This window comes from Natrinema sp. CBA1119, assembly GCF_002572525.1.
Taxonomy (GTDB): Archaea; Halobacteriota; Halobacteria; order Halobacteriales; family Natrialbaceae; genus Natrinema.
In genome coordinates this window covers 3818275-3833315 of sequence record NZ_PDBS01000001.1, presented here as the reverse complement: position 1 = coordinate 3833315, position 15041 = coordinate 3818275, and the positions used below count along the sequence as shown (strand labels likewise).

The 15041-nt window shown below is 58.7% G+C and carries 12 protein-coding genes; 5 read left to right on the top strand and 7 right to left on the bottom strand.

Annotated elements, in window-relative coordinates:
* Window positions 1–97: 97 nt before the first annotated feature.
* Both CP556_RS18830 and CP556_RS18825 read right to left on the bottom strand, forming a co-directional pair.
* The gene (locus CP556_RS18830) at window positions 98–718 is read right to left on the bottom strand and encodes a DUF7979 domain-containing protein (protein WP_176548245.1); all 621 of its coding nucleotides are present in this window, start codon (window positions 716–718) and stop codon (window positions 98–100) included.
* Window positions 715–3003, bottom strand: a complete 2289-nt coding sequence (locus tag CP556_RS18825) for a DUF6789 family protein (RefSeq protein WP_098727011.1) — start codon at window positions 3001–3003, stop codon at window positions 715–717. Before CP556_RS18825 ends, CP556_RS18830 begins: the two co-directional genes overlap by 4 nt.
* Window positions 3004–3221: 218 nt before the next feature.
* On the opposite strand from CP556_RS18825, the gene coxB reads away from it, so the two are divergent.
* Entirely contained in the window at window positions 3222–3995 is a 774-nt protein-coding gene (coxB, locus tag CP556_RS18820; protein WP_098727010.1) for a cytochrome c oxidase subunit II, read from the top strand.
* A gap of 506 nt (window positions 3996–4501) precedes the next feature.
* Here coxB and CP556_RS18815 read toward each other — a convergent pair.
* Together CP556_RS18815 and CP556_RS18810 are read right to left on the bottom strand one after the other, a co-directional pair.
* Window positions 4502–5311, bottom strand: coding sequence for an undecaprenyl-diphosphate phosphatase (locus tag CP556_RS18815; protein WP_098727009.1), 810 nt, complete (start codon window positions 5309–5311; stop codon window positions 4502–4504).
* Window positions 5312–5393: 82 nt separating this feature from the next.
* The gene (locus CP556_RS18810) at window positions 5394–6431 is read right to left on the bottom strand and encodes a sugar transferase (protein ID WP_255291503.1); all 1038 of its coding nucleotides are present in this window, start codon (window positions 6429–6431) and stop codon (window positions 5394–5396) included.
* A gap of 859 nt (window positions 6432–7290) precedes the next feature.
* Here CP556_RS18810 and CP556_RS18805 point away from each other — a divergent pair.
* From CP556_RS18805 to CP556_RS18795, 3 genes are all read left to right on the top strand, one after another.
* A complete protein-coding gene (locus CP556_RS18805; RefSeq protein WP_098727008.1) occupies window positions 7291–8709 on the top strand; it encodes an O-antigen ligase family protein in 1419 nt (472 codons plus the stop codon).
* A gap of 275 nt (window positions 8710–8984) precedes the next feature.
* Window positions 8985–10094 carry a glycosyltransferase gene (locus tag CP556_RS18800; RefSeq protein WP_098727007.1) on the top strand — a complete coding sequence of 370 codons (1110 nt, stop codon included), beginning with the start codon at window positions 8985–8987 and terminating at the stop codon, window positions 10092–10094.
* 210 nt (window positions 10095–10304) lie between these two features.
* Window positions 10305–11066 (top strand): LamB/YcsF family protein, encoded by a 762-nt coding sequence (locus CP556_RS18795; RefSeq protein ID WP_098727478.1) that lies wholly within the window; start codon window positions 10305–10307, stop codon window positions 11064–11066.
* Window positions 11067–11124: 58 nt separating this feature from the next.
* On the opposite strand, the gene CP556_RS18790 is transcribed toward CP556_RS18795, so the two are convergent.
* From CP556_RS18790 to CP556_RS18780, 3 genes are read right to left on the bottom strand one after another with little or no spacing between them, the layout of a single operon-like run.
* Entirely contained in the window at window positions 11125–12480 is a 1356-nt protein-coding gene (locus CP556_RS18790) for an acetyl-CoA carboxylase biotin carboxylase subunit (protein WP_098727006.1), read from the bottom strand.
* A gap of 17 nt (window positions 12481–12497) precedes the next feature.
* Window positions 12498–13463, bottom strand: coding sequence for a 5-oxoprolinase subunit C family protein (locus CP556_RS18785; protein WP_098727005.1), 966 nt, complete (start codon window positions 13461–13463; stop codon window positions 12498–12500).
* Window positions 13463–14365: a 5-oxoprolinase subunit B family protein gene (locus CP556_RS18780; RefSeq protein ID WP_098727004.1), complete on the bottom strand. Its 903-nt coding sequence runs from the start codon at window positions 14363–14365 to the stop codon at window positions 13463–13465. The genes CP556_RS18785 and CP556_RS18780 overlap by 1 nt, the downstream gene beginning before the upstream one ends.
* 186 nt (window positions 14366–14551) lie before the next feature.
* On the opposite strand from CP556_RS18780, the gene CP556_RS18775 reads away from it, so the two are divergent.
* Complete coding sequence (locus CP556_RS18775; RefSeq protein WP_098727003.1) at window positions 14552–14797, top strand: acetyl-CoA carboxylase; 246 nt, start codon at window positions 14552–14554, stop codon at window positions 14795–14797.
* Window positions 14798–15041: the final 244 nt, after the last annotated feature.

The window sequence follows — 15041 nt, the reverse complement described above, 5'->3', positions numbered from 1 at the left end:
GATCGATGCGGCCTGTCGGCCGACCGCTCTGGCCACCAGCCACCCGACTCGTGGATTTCGCTCGAATTCGCCGCTCGGACGTGACTGGGCAGCGCGCTCACTCCGTCCGACCGTTCCGCATGCGCTCCTCGAAACCGGCCATCTTCCGATAGATCGGCGGCGTCAGGACGCCGAGGATTCCCACGACGATTGCGATGGCACCGATCGGGAAGAGCAACGGGGCGACCTCGAGACAGGAGTTCAGGGACGCGATCTGGACGTAGTAGCGATCGCCCTCGTACTCGACGATCGCTCCCTCGAGCAGCGCCTCCCGGTTCGCCAGTTCGCCGGTAACCTTCCCTTCCCGAAGCGGGCTATCGATCGCCTCCTCGAGGGCCGTCCGTTCGGCCGCCGAGAGATTCTCGGCGGGCAACGTCTCGATGGTTGCCAACGCTCCCTCGTATTCGTCGGCCGGTGTCGTCGTGAGCGTGGGTTCCCCACAGAGGCCGACGCCGTCCTGAACGACGACGTAGCCGCCGACGATTGCGAGGGGGAGCCCGACGGCGATCAGGACGACGCCGAGAAAGGGCGCGGCGTAGGTCAACAGTAGCGACTCGGCGGAGGCGGTCGGTTCCACCGGTCCCGTCTCGTCGGTGATGGGTGGGACGTCAGTAGCGGTCGGTTCGTCGGCAGCGGGAGGTTCGTCCGAGCCAGGAGATGCGCCGTTACCGTCGCTCATTCGTTCTCGTCCTCCCCCGTCGACGGGCGGCGTCGACGACCGCCGAGATACGTAATCGTTCCCGCGAGTCCGAGGCCGTAGATCCAGTGCGCGAGCGGGACAAAGATGAGGAACGTCACCAGTTCGAGACCGGTCTGTCCGGTATAGAAGGCGAGCGCGAACCCGGGTGAAATGACCGTCGCATACCACAGTCCGGTGACGAGGGTGAGCTCGCCCGGCAGGTACTCGCCCAGCGAGAGGAACAACAGGGGCCAGACCGTCGTTCCGGCGATGAGGAAGAGCCCGTAGCCGAGAGCGAGATCCGCCGGCAACCCGACGAACGTCGCGAGGGTCGCGAACGACTCGAAATCGAACGCACCGAGAAGAACGGCGACGGCGAGCACGCCCGACATGAGTAGCGTCCCGACGACGCCGCCGACCGCACCGGTACCGGCATCGTTCGCAACGGTCCGGGCGACCGGCTTGATACGGCCGTACAGCGACAGCGGCCGGTCGTCCTGTGCGGGCACGTAGGACGGACGCACCTCCTCCGGTTCGCTCGGCGGGACCCCGCGCTCGCGCTCGAGTCGGTCCTCGAACCACTGCCACTCGGGCGTGAACTGCTCCGTCGCCTTCAGTTCCCAGGGGTCTGCGGTTTCGATCGGTGTCCCCTGGAAATACGACCAGATCATGTTGTAGAGCCACATGAGGACGCTGATCCCGATGAGGAACGCACCGACGGTCGCGACCACCTGCAGCCCCGAGTATCCCGCCGGGTAGGTCGCGTACCGGCGGGGGAGCTCGAGGAAGCCGAGCGCCATCAGCGTCATGAACGTGAGCGCGGAGCCGACGACCAGCAGCGACGACTGGAAGATCGCGAGTCGGCGATCGTACATCCGGCCGGTGAGCATCGGGTACCAGTAGTAGCTCGCGGCGAACATCATGAGGGGAATGATCCCCATGAGAATGAGATGGAAGTGGCCGACCACGTAGTAGGTGCCGTGATAGATGACGTCGACCGGGATGACCGCGAGGAAGATGCCGGTGACGCCACCGATGATGAACAGTCCGATCGAGCCGACACAGAGGATCGTCGGCGCAGCGAGTTTGACGTCGCCGTTCCACATTGTGGTGATCCAGTTGAACACCTTGATCGCGCTGGGAACGGCGATGGCGATCGATGTCGCCATGAAACTCGCCCGAACGCGCGGGTCGACGCCCGTCACGAACATGTGGTGGGCCCAGACGCCGAACGAGAGGACGCCGATGGCGATCGTCGAGTAGACGATGAACTTGAACCCGAACAACTTTCGGCCGACGAACTTTGGCAGTATGAGGCTCATCAGCCCGGTTGCCGGCAGGAAGATAATGTAGACCTCCGGGTGGCCCCAGAACCACAGTAAGTGCTGCCAGAGGATAGGACCACCCCCTTCGACCGCGAAGAACGTCGTCCCGAAATTGCGGTCGAACAGGAGCATGAGCAACGCGGTGCCGAGCAGCGGGAACGCGAAGATGATGATCGCGCTCGTGATGAGCATGTTCCAGGAGAAGATGTCGAGGTTCGCCCACCCGATCGACTCGTCGCGCTCGTAGATGATCGTCGTGATGAAGTTAATCGCGCCGATCGTGGTCGCGATGCCACTCAAGTGGAGGCCGAGCAAGAGGAAATTCGTCTGCGGGTTCGGTGCCAGTGATAAGGGCGGATACATCGTCCACCCGATCGCCGGCTCCTGAAACGCTAACAGGACCGAGATCCAGTCCGTCGGGACGACGACGGCCAGGACCGCTCCCGTTACTTCGGCGACGATCCCCAACCGAGCGAGCAGCAATGAGGGCGGCAACAGCCAGAATCCGATAGCGTTGAGCCGCGGAAACGCCATATCGTCGGCACCGATCAACAGCGGCAGGAAGTAGTTCCCGATTCCGAAAAACACCGGCGTGACGAAGAAGATCAGCATCGTCAGTCCGTGCATCGTGAACAGTTCGTTGTACGTCTGTTCGGTCCAGAGGTTCGCCTCCGGAGTCAACAGATGCGTCCGGATCATCATCGCATCGATCCCGCCCCAGATCGCCGCGACGGTACCGAACGCGATGTAGAGCAGCCCAATCTCGCGGTGGTTCGTCGTCGTCGTCCAGCGAACGGCGGCCGCCTTCGCGTCGCCGAGTCCGAGCCGGCGCTCACGACCCGTCACGTAACCGCCGTCCGGTGACGGCTCGACTCGTAACCGCTGTGCGACGAGGACGACCACTAGACAGCCAACGACGACAGCCCCGAACAACGAGACCTCGACGAGTGCACGGTTCATCGTCGTCCGCCACCTCTGATGGCACGACCACACCGCTCATCGCCGTGCATAGCGGTGGACTCATTATCGACCCTCATAAAGATCAATTAACTATTTCGTGACTTTCTTCTGCTTCTACATTCTCTCGATCGTATTTCACTTGCCGAATAAGTTCGAAGCCGTGAAAGTTTGCTAATTCGTGAATGACGTATTTCAGGCCGGTTATTGAACCACCGCCAATGGGAAGCCGCCGTCGCACGATCGTCGCACTCGCCGTCGCGGCGCTCTCGAGTCTCCTCGCACTCACGGGAACGGCCGCTGCACAGTCGGAGAACCGAGAACTTATCGACGGCCTCGAGTACCAGTTGCTCTACGTGGCCCTGCCACTGACGCTGTTCGTCCTCGTAATCCTGGTTTACGCGGCCGTCAAGTTCCACGACAACGACGATCCCGAACCCACCACGGAGGATCCCGCGCTGGAGATTACCTGGACCGTCGCAACAGCACTCATTCTGTTGTTCGTCGGTCTCTCCGGCTACAGCGTCCTCGTCAACCCGTACGTGTCTCCATCGCAGGCACTCGACAGCGACCACCGCAGTCAGGACGGGTTCGAGTCGTTCGCCGATCTCCCCGAGACCGGCGACGAGGAGGTGTACGTCACCGGGTACCAGTGGGAGTGGCAAGCGACCTATCCCGGCGCAAACGTCACGACCGAAGACGAAATCGTGATACCCGCCGACGAGAACGTAACGCTCTGGCTCACGAGCGACGACGTTATCCACTCACTGTTCGTGTCCGACCTCGGTATCAAGCAGGACGCATTCCCCGGACGCTATACTCGCGCCCGGACGATCGTTTCCGAACCCGGCCGGTACGACGCCGTCTGTGCCGAGTTCTGCGGTGCCGGCCACTCGCGCATGGAGGGCGATGTCGTCGTCGTCGACCCGGAAACGTACGATCAGTGGCTCGAGACGAACGAGGGGAACGCCACCACAGCACCGGAGCCCGGATGATCGCTCGCGATCCGAGTCGATACTCGAGGCGATCTGTATACCGAAGCACCCCTCTGGCTTCTACCTATCGCAGCCACTGACAGTCACTGCGCACTGGATCACACGACGGGAGCGCGGTTCGGAGCGGGTGCGGTTCGGAGCGAACACAGTGAGCGAGAACCGCAGGAATGCGAACGGTGAGCAAAGCGAGCCGTGAGCGAACGTAGTGAGCAAGAACCGCAGGGACGAAAACGGTGAGCGAAGCGAACACCGCGAGTGAGAACCGCGGACTATGCGATCGGTGTGTAAATCGTCTCAGTGGTGCCATATCACACCGCAAACGGCGTCGGCCCCGGAAGTGTTGTGAGCTCGTCATTTCACTACTGGCGACGTAGAAACCTCCGTTCTATCCGAAAAACTGTGTCTCCCCAGCCGCCGGTCGCTCGAGAGACAGGACGAACGTCAATGCGATACGAGAAGAGGTCGTCTTGAACGAGACCATGTCAAGAGATTTGATGAAATTTTGGTCAGACGATCATGAGTCCACTGAGTATCGCTAGCATCCCGAGGCCAATACAGACGCCCCAAAACGGGAGTTCGTCGACGATACGAAGTAGCGTTCCGATAGTTGCGTAGCCGACGACGGCGGCGGCACCGAGCGCAACTGCCGCAGCGAGGATGCTGATGTCAAGCCCGGAATCCGAGTATGCGAGCAGGCCGCCACCGACAGAGGCCGGGATCGAAAGCAAAAACGAAAGGCGGAACGATTGTGTGCCGTCGTGCCCGCGGAGCAAGAGCGTTCCGGTGGTTACGCCCGACCGGGATACGCCCGGCAGAATGGCCGATCCTTGTGCGACGCCGACCAGTACCGCGTCGACCCCGTCCGGTGTCGTCCGTCTGCCACCGGGATCTGCTTGCGAAACGTACTGAAATCCACCAGTGAGGACGAGGAACGCACCGATGAGTGTGACGAGTACACCACCTGTCAGCCTCGAGAACAGATCGATGAGGAGTACGTAGGTCGTGATACCGACGGCACCGGAGACGAGCGTCCCAATGGCGAGAAACGTGAGTACCGCCTGTTCGCCGTCAAAGCGGGTATCCGCCCGCCAGACAGGAAGAAGCGTAAGAAGGTCCCAGAGATCGTGACGGTAGTAGACCGTCGCCGAGAGCGCAGTGCCAAGGTGAAGGAACAATGCAAACGCAACCACCGTTTCGGGAGAACTCCCTAGCACCGAGAGGACGACCGCCACGTTTCCCTCACTCGAGATCGGCAGCCACTCGAAAATCCCCTGAAAAACGCCGGCGATGAGTGCGATGAGGAATTCTCGATCCATACAATGAGGGGGTGATCGAACGGTATGATTGTTCCGTCTGGGGATGCGTTCGGCCGTCGATTCGGAGCTCTACGTCCCAGTTTCACGGTCGACTTGACATCTTCGACGTGAGGAGCGATATCACGTCAACGAATACCATCCAAAGCTGTCGAACGACGATCTTCGAATCGAACCAGAGTGATTGGTTTTTGATATACGTGAGATCGTACTGCAATTTCGCTCGGGGAGTTTCACTCGAGGCGTTGTTAATCTGAGCGAGTCCGGTCAGTCCCGGTTTGACGAACCATCGTTTCTGCCACGTCTGGATTTCGTCTTGAAGCAGTTGCTCCTCTGCAGTCCAGGCTGCCCGTGGTCCGACGACGCTCATCTGACCGATAATGATTGCCCAGAGCTGGGGGAGTTCATCCAGGTGCGTTTTGCGAAGGAGCCGACCAAATCGAGTGATGCGATCGTGATCTTCACCGGGTACCGCCGATTCGCTTTCGGGGATCATACTCCGGAATTTATACACCTGAAACGTCTCTCCGAACTGTGTCGTCCGCTCTTGGGTATAGAAAACGGGTCCAGGGCTGTCTACCTTCACGGCGATAGCAATCCCTATCAGTAGTGGCAGTGTACAGAGGAGTCCGAGACCGGCGAAAACCAGGTCAAACAGGCGCTTGCACACGCGGTTCTGTAGATCCCACGGTTGCAGGTTGATGCCGACGAGGTTCGAGCGATTCTCGGCTGCGACGGCCTGCTCTTCTTTGACGAGAACGCTTTCGTTGTGTTCGTCGAGTATCTCGACGCTAACGTCGTGTCGGTGACACGCCTCGAGAATGCCGAAGAACTCGGCACGATCGGTCTGGGGCAGGGCCGGAACGACTGTGCCGACGTTCGACTGTTTGAGAATCTCGTCTAACACCGAGAGTTCGCCCACCCGCTCGAATTTCGCTAATTTTGGGGCTGTCTTCTCGGTGCCTCCGTCAGTACTGAGTTGGGTCTCACGCCCGTCTTCACTCGAGTGTGTTGACGTGTACGTGTAGCCGACAATCGGCTTCGTCGTTGCCTGAATTGCGGCCTCGATCTGGTTCGGATCGGTTCCAACGATAAGGGTTCCGTCGGTTCGTTTGAGTTGCAACTGTTGTAGACCGACGAACCATAGCGGTAACGCGACAGAGAGACATCCAACCAGTAGCACGAGCGTTGTCTGCGGAAGACGAAATGAGAAGCCGAAGTATCCGATAGTTGCCAAAAATAGGGCAACGATCAACAGCGACCGGAGCGCGGTGATGATCGTATCGAGAATGCGCCGCGATTGCGGTTTACAGAGCGGAAGCACTCCGATGACTGTCACAGCGACCAGTACTGCGAGCGTGAGACGTGGTTCGGTACTGGTGGCCGGCTGTGTCGACGGTCCGCCCAGCGTGATCAAATACTTGTCAAACGATAGCCGAATCACCGGGATATTTACGATGAGAAAACAAGCTACTGTTAGCGTAATCGTTCCTGTGAACGCCAGGAGACGATAGACGGTTTTCGGGTGTATTGTCGCCTTTTTCCCCTGAACCGTTTCCATCAACTGTGACTGTTCGTCCGCGGCCATTGGCGATTTTAGGCACACCTAAAATAAAAGTATAGGGGTTTTGTCGTCACGAGTGAGAGACAAAGACACACTGTGAAATACACACCCATTCGACATTTCAGTCCTCATGGGATGATGTCTTCTTCCGGTTTTCCCGACGTGAACACCAGGGTGGCGAGTCGGTGTAGCTTCGCTGGCAGGGCCGAACCGATGTGCCCCAACGCGACGGTGCCTCAGAGTTACCTGCGATCGAAAGCGTTTCGATGGCTGTCAGTCGCATCGTCGGTATAGGCAGGGTTATCCTTCTGTGAAATAACTCGCATCCAAGGCGGGTATGGCAGATAAGCCACCGATTACACGACGGCTTTCCACGTCTCTCGTTCGGTCTTCGACTACCGGTAGCGATGCCTATGCCGTGTCTGCAGCGCTCTTGATCACCCTGTTCGTTTTCGTTGTCCCGTCAGCGGCGATCGTGACGGACATCTCTGTAACGCGGTTACTCATCGCGGCAGCCACAACGTACGTCCTCGCGATATACTCGATGAAGATCGTCTTTGAGGGGATCTGCGCCGCAACGATCGTACTCGCAGTGTTCAACATCACTGCCGTCGTGACCGGTTCCCATATCGGGGGTCGTCAAATACGCATCGTCGACGTGCTGTTGGTGGGTACGCTGTGTTGTCTCCTCGTCCGGCAGCAGTACGATTCCCTCTCGAACCTGGGCAACAGCGGCCGGCTGACTATCGGCTCGTTCCTGCTCTTCGTGCTCTGGACGTTTCTCGCGGGCGTTGTCGGGAACGGCCCGTCGAGTACTGAGGCATTTCTCTACGCACAAACGCAGCTTCGGTACGGGCTATTGCTCATCACGGCGGCATTGCTCGTCGGAACGACCGACGTTCGGTCCGTTATCTATCCGCTCGTGTATGCACTCGGCGGTGCGCTCGTTTTTGCTGTCGACGAAGTGTTCTCCGGAAAGAGCGGATATCCGAGTCACCTCGGCGTTCTCGGAGTCGAATTGCAACAAATATGGCCAGCACCCTCGCTCACATCGTTCCCGGTCGATTCGACGGTACTCTACGTTGGCCCACCCATTGGCCAGAGTCGTATCATGGTCGGGATGGCTATCTTTTTTATCCCGCTGGTCGTCGCAGCAGTGGCGCAGTCCCGCGTACACACGGCACTCTCAGTAGCCGGTTCGCTCGGCATCGTGAGCGTTCTCGCAAGTAGTTCGCATTCGGGAATGCTCGCTATGTATGCGGTCATCGGTATCGTTCTGCTATACTGGTTCTACCGTGTTCTCGGACGCTACGGACTGTATCGAGCCCGGTCGATGCTCGTCCCCCTCTCGGTACTCATCGGAGCGACCGTGATCGCCTGGACTATTGCTGCAACTGCAGCGGGAAGAGATGAGATACTGTTGATTCGGACGAATAATCTAAACGTCCGTCTGAGACAGTATGCGGCCGCTATCGATATCGCCGCTCGGTATCCGGTGTTCGGTATCGGCGGCGGGGAAAACTTCGAACGAGTAGTTAACAGCCGATGGGGCGTTCACAACCTGTTCCTGGCAAATTTGGTCGCAACGGGCGTTCCGGGCTTTTTGACGTACGTGATCAGCGTGACAACTGCTACCTGGATCGGGATACAACAGCTCGTACGGTGCCCCGTTGACGAGAAATGGATATGGGTTGGGATCCTTGCCGCGATGGTCGGATTTTACACCTATTCGTTCTGGACGATCGCGTTCCAGCGGGAATCGTTGAATGCGATCTACTGGATACTGGCTGGAAGCGTGGTCGGGGCGTCGTGGAGAGCAACCAGTCGCGACCACTGACGCCCGTCTGCAATCCCTACGACCTGTCCGTCACCCCTCGCACAATCGAAGTTTTTTTCACTTTTTCACACACAGCGGAATCATGACTCCTCGAGAGAAACGACCCGTGGGACGAAGCACTCGACGATATCCGGTGAATCCAGTCGGATCGGTCTCTCGGCTCCCCGATCGTCCTGTAGCCAGCGCGGCTTCCAGCCGTCGAAGTAGCTGGTTCACGATTTCTTCGGGGTCTCTCGTCGACTATCGTCGTCAGAACTACCGTTCGATATCGATCAATGCCAGAGACCACAGCAACTGACGACACGGTCAACGTCTTGCAGGTGTGTACGTACTACTACCCGTTTACCGGGGGCATACAGAATATCGTTCGAAGCCTGGTTACCGGGATCGATTCCGTTACGTTTCGCGTTCTCACATCACAGCCTCGCGGACGGGGCAGCGTCGACGAGGATGACGGAACGAAGATCATTCGTACCGGGAGCCTCGGGAACGTCAAATCGACACCGATCAGTCCGACGTTCCCGTATCGACTGCGCCAACAGCTTGCATGGGCAGATATCGTCCACTACCATCTGCCGTTTCCGCTCGGTCCGGTGAGCCATCTTCTCAACCGAACAGGTGACGTTCCGGTCGTCGTGACGTTTCACGACGATATAATCGGAAAGGAACCATTCATTTATCCGTACAATCCGATACTCGATCGGGTCCTCAGTGAGGCGCAAGCCATCATCGTCTCCTCACCGAACATGAGAGAGACGTGTGCTCGGATCTCGAAATTCGAGGAGAAAGCGACGGTCATTCCGCTCGGTATCGACGTTCAGGAGACGGAAATCGAGCCTCGGACACTCGACGGAAACACGCTCCTGTTTGTTGGACGGCTGGTGGAGTTCAAAGGGGTGAGATACCTCATCTCGGCGATGAAAGGCCTCGATGCATCGCTCTCGATCGTCGGAAAAGGGCCCGCCCGATGTTCGCTCGAGCGGCATGCAGCGCTGGAGGGGGTTTCGCACAAGGTGACGTTCGAGGGGTTCGTCTCGGACGATCGGTTGGAACAGCTGTATCGCGACGCAAACGTTTTCGTCCTTCCGTCGGTCGGAGAAAACGAATCGTTCGGCATCGTTCAACTCGAGGCGATGAGTCACGGGCTCCCGGTCATCAACACTGCGCTTCCGACCGGCGTCCCCTTCGTTAGCGTCGACGGGAAAACCGGATTCACCGTTCCCCCCGGAAACCCTGACCGAATCGCCGAGGCTGCGAGAACACTGTTCGAAGATTCCGATCGATATCGGCGCTATTCGATCAATGCACAACGGCGCGTCCGCAGCAAGTTCGACCGTGAGCGGATGCTCGAGAAAACCGTCGAGGTCTATCGCGATGTGCTGTGAGTGTGTCGGCGTGCTCGATCACGACAGCAAGTTGGTCGCCCAACTGGTACTGTTCCCGGGCATCAATCTGCTTGGCCTCGCTGACGTTCGCTGCAATATCGGACTCAGAGCCAGTCGGCTCGAGGGTTCAGTGGAGTGTATTTCCGACAACTCGGCGGCCATACTACCTCAAGTATGAGGACGACGAACGAACAGTATAGGTTCCGGACGATGACTGCAATCGATATTAACTGCGACATGGGTGAGAGCTTCGGCAACTGGACGATGGGGCGCGACGCCGAGGTGATGCCGTACGTCACCTCTGCGAACATCGCTGGCGGCTACCACGCAGGTGACCCACACGTTATGCGTGAAACCGTCGCGCTCGCTGCGGAACACGATGTCGGGATCGGGATCCATCCCGGTCTCCCGGACAAGATGGGGTTCGGTCGCCGGTCGATGGACGCGACGCCCGAAGAAGTGCGCGACTACGTCGTTTATCAGTTGGGCGCGTTGATGGCGTTCGCGAATCGTCACGGGGCGAGCGTCCAACACGTCAAACCGCACGGCGCGATGTACTCGATGCTCTCCGAAAGTGAGGCTCACTGCCGTGCCGTCATGGAAGCGCTTCTCGAGGTCGATCCTACTCTCGTCTATTTGGCAACCGATATGAACATCTACGAGGTCGCCCAGGAGTACGACGAGTTAGATGCCGTCTTCGAAGGGTACGTCGATCTCGACTACAACCCCGACCGCACGCTGATCGTCGAGAAAGAAGTCGAACCGAAAGACCCGGACTTGGTCGCAGATCGGGTCATTTCCATCGCGACGCGGGGCGAGGTTGAGGCCGTCGATGGAACAGTAATCGACGTTCCCGCGTCATCGATCTGTATCCACGGTGACGGGCCGAACTCGGTCGAACTGCTCGAGACGATCCACGAACGACTCGAGGCCGAAGGGATTGAACGAGCTCGTCTCGACGAACTCGTGTGAACGACCGAGATACTGTCTCGTTCGACCGAATACCGTCCCATTGGGCGGTGCCGTCCGCCTACTCGGACTCGGTTACCCCTTCGAACTGTTGATCGAGATATTTCGTCGTGTGATCGCTCTCGACGAACACGTCGTCATCGAGAACTGCGAGATGAAACGGGATTGTTGTCGAGATCCCCTCTATCATTGTCTCCTCGAGGACTCGCTTGCTGCGTTCGAGTACCTCTTGACGGTCCTGTGCGGTAACAATGAATTTTCCGACGAGTGAATCGTAGAACGGACTGATCCTGTCGCCTTCGTTGACACCGTCGTCGACGCGGACTCCCATTCCCGTCGGCGGTCGATACGTTTCGAGCGTTCCCGGTGTCGGATTGAACTCCTCGGAGGGATCTTCGGCGTTGATACGGAACTCCATCGCAACACCTCGAGAGTCGACTTCGGACTGTTCGAACGATAATTCCTCACCTGCAGCGACGCGGAACTGTTCTTTGACGATATCGATGCCCGTCACCGCTTCAGTGATCGTGTGTTCGACTTGGATCCGAGCGTTCACCTCGAGGAAGTAGAAATCACCGTCCTCGTAGAGGAACTCGACGGTGCCGGCGCTGCTGTAACCGGCTTCGGCAACGCCCGATCTGGCGGCTTCACAGAGTTCCTCCCGCGTCTCTTCGTCGAGGACGGGCGAGGGCGTCTCCTCGACGAGTTTCTGCTGACGACGCTGTACCGAGCAGTCGCGTTCGTAGAGATGGCGGACGGTCCCGTGGCTGTCGCCGATGACCTGAACCTCAATATGGCGTGGGTTCTCGAGGAAGCGCTCGACGTAGACAGCGTCGTTGTCGAAGTACGCCTCGCCCTCACGTTTGGCGTTTGTGAACGCCTCCTCGGCCTCCTCGGGACCGGTAACGACTTTCAGCCCGCGACCGCCGCCACCGCCGTCCGCCTTGATCGCGACCGGGTAGCCGTGTTCCTCGGCGAAGTCTTTCACCTGGTCGGGATCGTCGATCGGTTCGTCCGTTCCTGGAACGATCGGGACGCCCGCCGCGTCCATAATGGCTCGTGCTTTCGTCTTTTCACCGAAGTCGGCCATCACGTCCGACGGGGGCCCGATCCAGCTGAACTCGGACTCCTCGACCCGACGGGCGAACGACTCGTTTTCCGCAAGGAACCCGTAGCCCGGATGGATCGCATCGGCCCCAGTTTCGGCTGCTGCGTCCAGCAACGACTCCTGATCGAGATAGCTCTTGCCGGCGACCGAGGATCCCACGTGAGCGGCCTCGTCGGCGCGGCGAACGTGTTTCGCTGTTTCGTCGGCGTCGCTGTAAACGGCGACCGTCTCGATTCCAAGTTCCTTCGCTGCCTGTACCACGCGGACTGCTATTTCGCCTCGGTTCGCGACGAGTACTTTGTCAATCATTTACTGGAGAATCCCCACTACAACGACTCCTGAATGCTTTCGAGACGGGCGTCTCGCTCCTGACGAATCTCGAGCGCTTCTTCGATGTCAACGGCGTTGAAATCGACGGTACTGTGCGTTCGACACTGGGCGAGTGCATCGCGCTCGGGACTCACCACGGTTCCGACGGTCACGTAGCCGCCACCCGTGACGGCGTCTCGCATCAGAATAATTGGTTGGCCGGCCATCTGGATGGAGCCGACGGGATAGCCGAGGTCGACGACGTTGGTGACGTCCGTTCCGGCACCGAAGGGCTGCTCGCGTTCTTCGAACATATCGGTGATATCCGGCCCCTCGAACCGGTAGCCGACCCGGTCGGCCTCGTCGGAAACGTTCCAGTCGGCGTCGAGGAACCGCTGTCGGCCTTCGTCGGTAAGCCGATAGTCACAGAGCCCCATCACGACGTTGATCTCGCTCTGGGAGTAATCCGGCCGATCCGTCTCGTCGATCGAAGTACCGAGTAGTTCGTCGGTGTCCGCTGACGATTCACCGATCGGGAGTTCGTCACCCTCCTCGAGCGACCGACCCTCGTGGCCGCCGATTCCGATCAGGGTGTACGTCGCACGACTTCCCATCACCGGCTCGATATCGATCCCACCGGCGATTGCGAGATACGCGCGTGCGCCTTCCGTAGCGAACTCGAAGCTGAGGGTGTCGCCAGCCTCGCCCTGGACGGCAGTCCACGTCGGGATTGGTTCGTCCTCGAGGGATGGATCCATATCTGCACCGGTGACGGCGAAGACGGTGTCTTCCTCGAACTCGATGTCCGCACCCATATAGGTCATCTCGAGGGTTGCATCCGATTCGTCGTTCCCGACGAGCCAGTTGCCGACTTTGTGGGCGAACTGGTCCATCGCGCCGGAGGGTGGCATTCCGATGTGATAGTGTCCGTAACGGCCAGTATCCTGAACGGTTGTGACGAGTCCACCGTCGAGAATACGCATCAGTCGAGCACCTCCAGAAGCTGCTCGTTGTATCCGTGTGGATCGTCGAAGAACGCCTGTGTCTCGAACTCGACCCGATCGTAGTTGTACTGGTAGGTCCCGTCTTCGACCTCCGAACGGATTGCATCGTACTCATCGCGATCGATCTGCCGAAAGTTGAGGATGTCTCCCGGGTTCGGAAGTACCATCGAGTCTTCGAACGCCGACAGCTCCTGGTCGACGTCTAACACCTCGACGGGAGTTCGACCGTAGAGCTGATAGCCGCCGGCCCCGGGGACGGGATAGATCGCGGTGAACGCGCCACCGAACCCGATCGCGCGGCTCGGTGTCGCCGTCCGCGGCTGCTCGTACTTCGGCACCTCGATCTGCTCGTCGTGTGGAACCATTTGGAAGCAAAAGGGAAGCCCGGGAACGAAGCCGATCATCGTCACCATGTGCGGCGCGCCGGAGTGGTGGTCGATGAACGCCTCGACGGAATCGAAGCCGTTGAGTTCTGCGGAGTACTCGAGATCCGTCACGTCCGGGTCTTGATGGCGTTCTCGGAAGTCCATCAGTGTCTCGTGAGTCCACGGATCGTCGTAAAAAACGGGAATATCGAACACCCGTGCCTCCCACTGGTACTCCGAGACATCGATCTCCTCCTCGAGCGATTTCAGCTCATCGATCAGTTCGTCCGGGTGAAGTACGCTCGGATCGAACTGGATCAGGTAGGAGGCGTTCGACGGTGCGACCTCGATGAGTCCCTCGAGACTGTTCTGCCGAATCTCCTGTGTGATCGCCTGTGCTTTGAAGTTCGCGTCGAAACTCATCGCTTCGGCGAGTTCGACGAACACCCAGTCGTCCCCCCCGTACTCGTATCGCGGAGACTGAAGCTCCTGTCTGGTTATCGTTTTCTCACTCATCCTGCTAAATGAGAGGACGGTTATCACTGTATAGATACCGACTAGATTAGGATAGTGAATATGTACGTGAAAGTGTAGTAACTCGTAAACGAGTCTGTCCGTGCACGTTTACGCCCGTGTGGTCAGGGTATAGCTTTGTCAAGTATTATATGTCTGGAGGATCTATTTAAGCATAAGATTTCATAAATGACGACAGAACACATCGAATCGCCGATGCCCGGCGTCTTCTACACGCGACCGGATCCGGACGAAGCAACGTTTGCCGACGAAGGTGACGAGGTCGCCGAGGGGGATGTCGTCGGATTGGTCGGTGTCATGAAGAACTTCCACGATATCACGGCCCCTGCGGACGGAACGATCATCGAAGTCATCGCGGAAAACGAACAGGAAGTCGACGCCGGTGACGAACTCCTGGTTCTCGAGACCAACTGACGCCGTTTCGATCACCGACCGAGTTCGAGCACTGTTGTCGTCGTATTTTCCGCTGCATGCGAGCGTTCTCGAGCAACTGCAAGAGCGGCGAGAGTGGGAATCACAGACATTGATTTCTAAGGATTACTTCCCTGTCGCTGGCTCGAAGTCGACGATAAAGGTCTCATCGTCTTGCACTCGGAACAGAACACCGAACTGGTTGCCTTCAGGATCAGCTACCGGGTATAGGTGATCCCCTGTATCA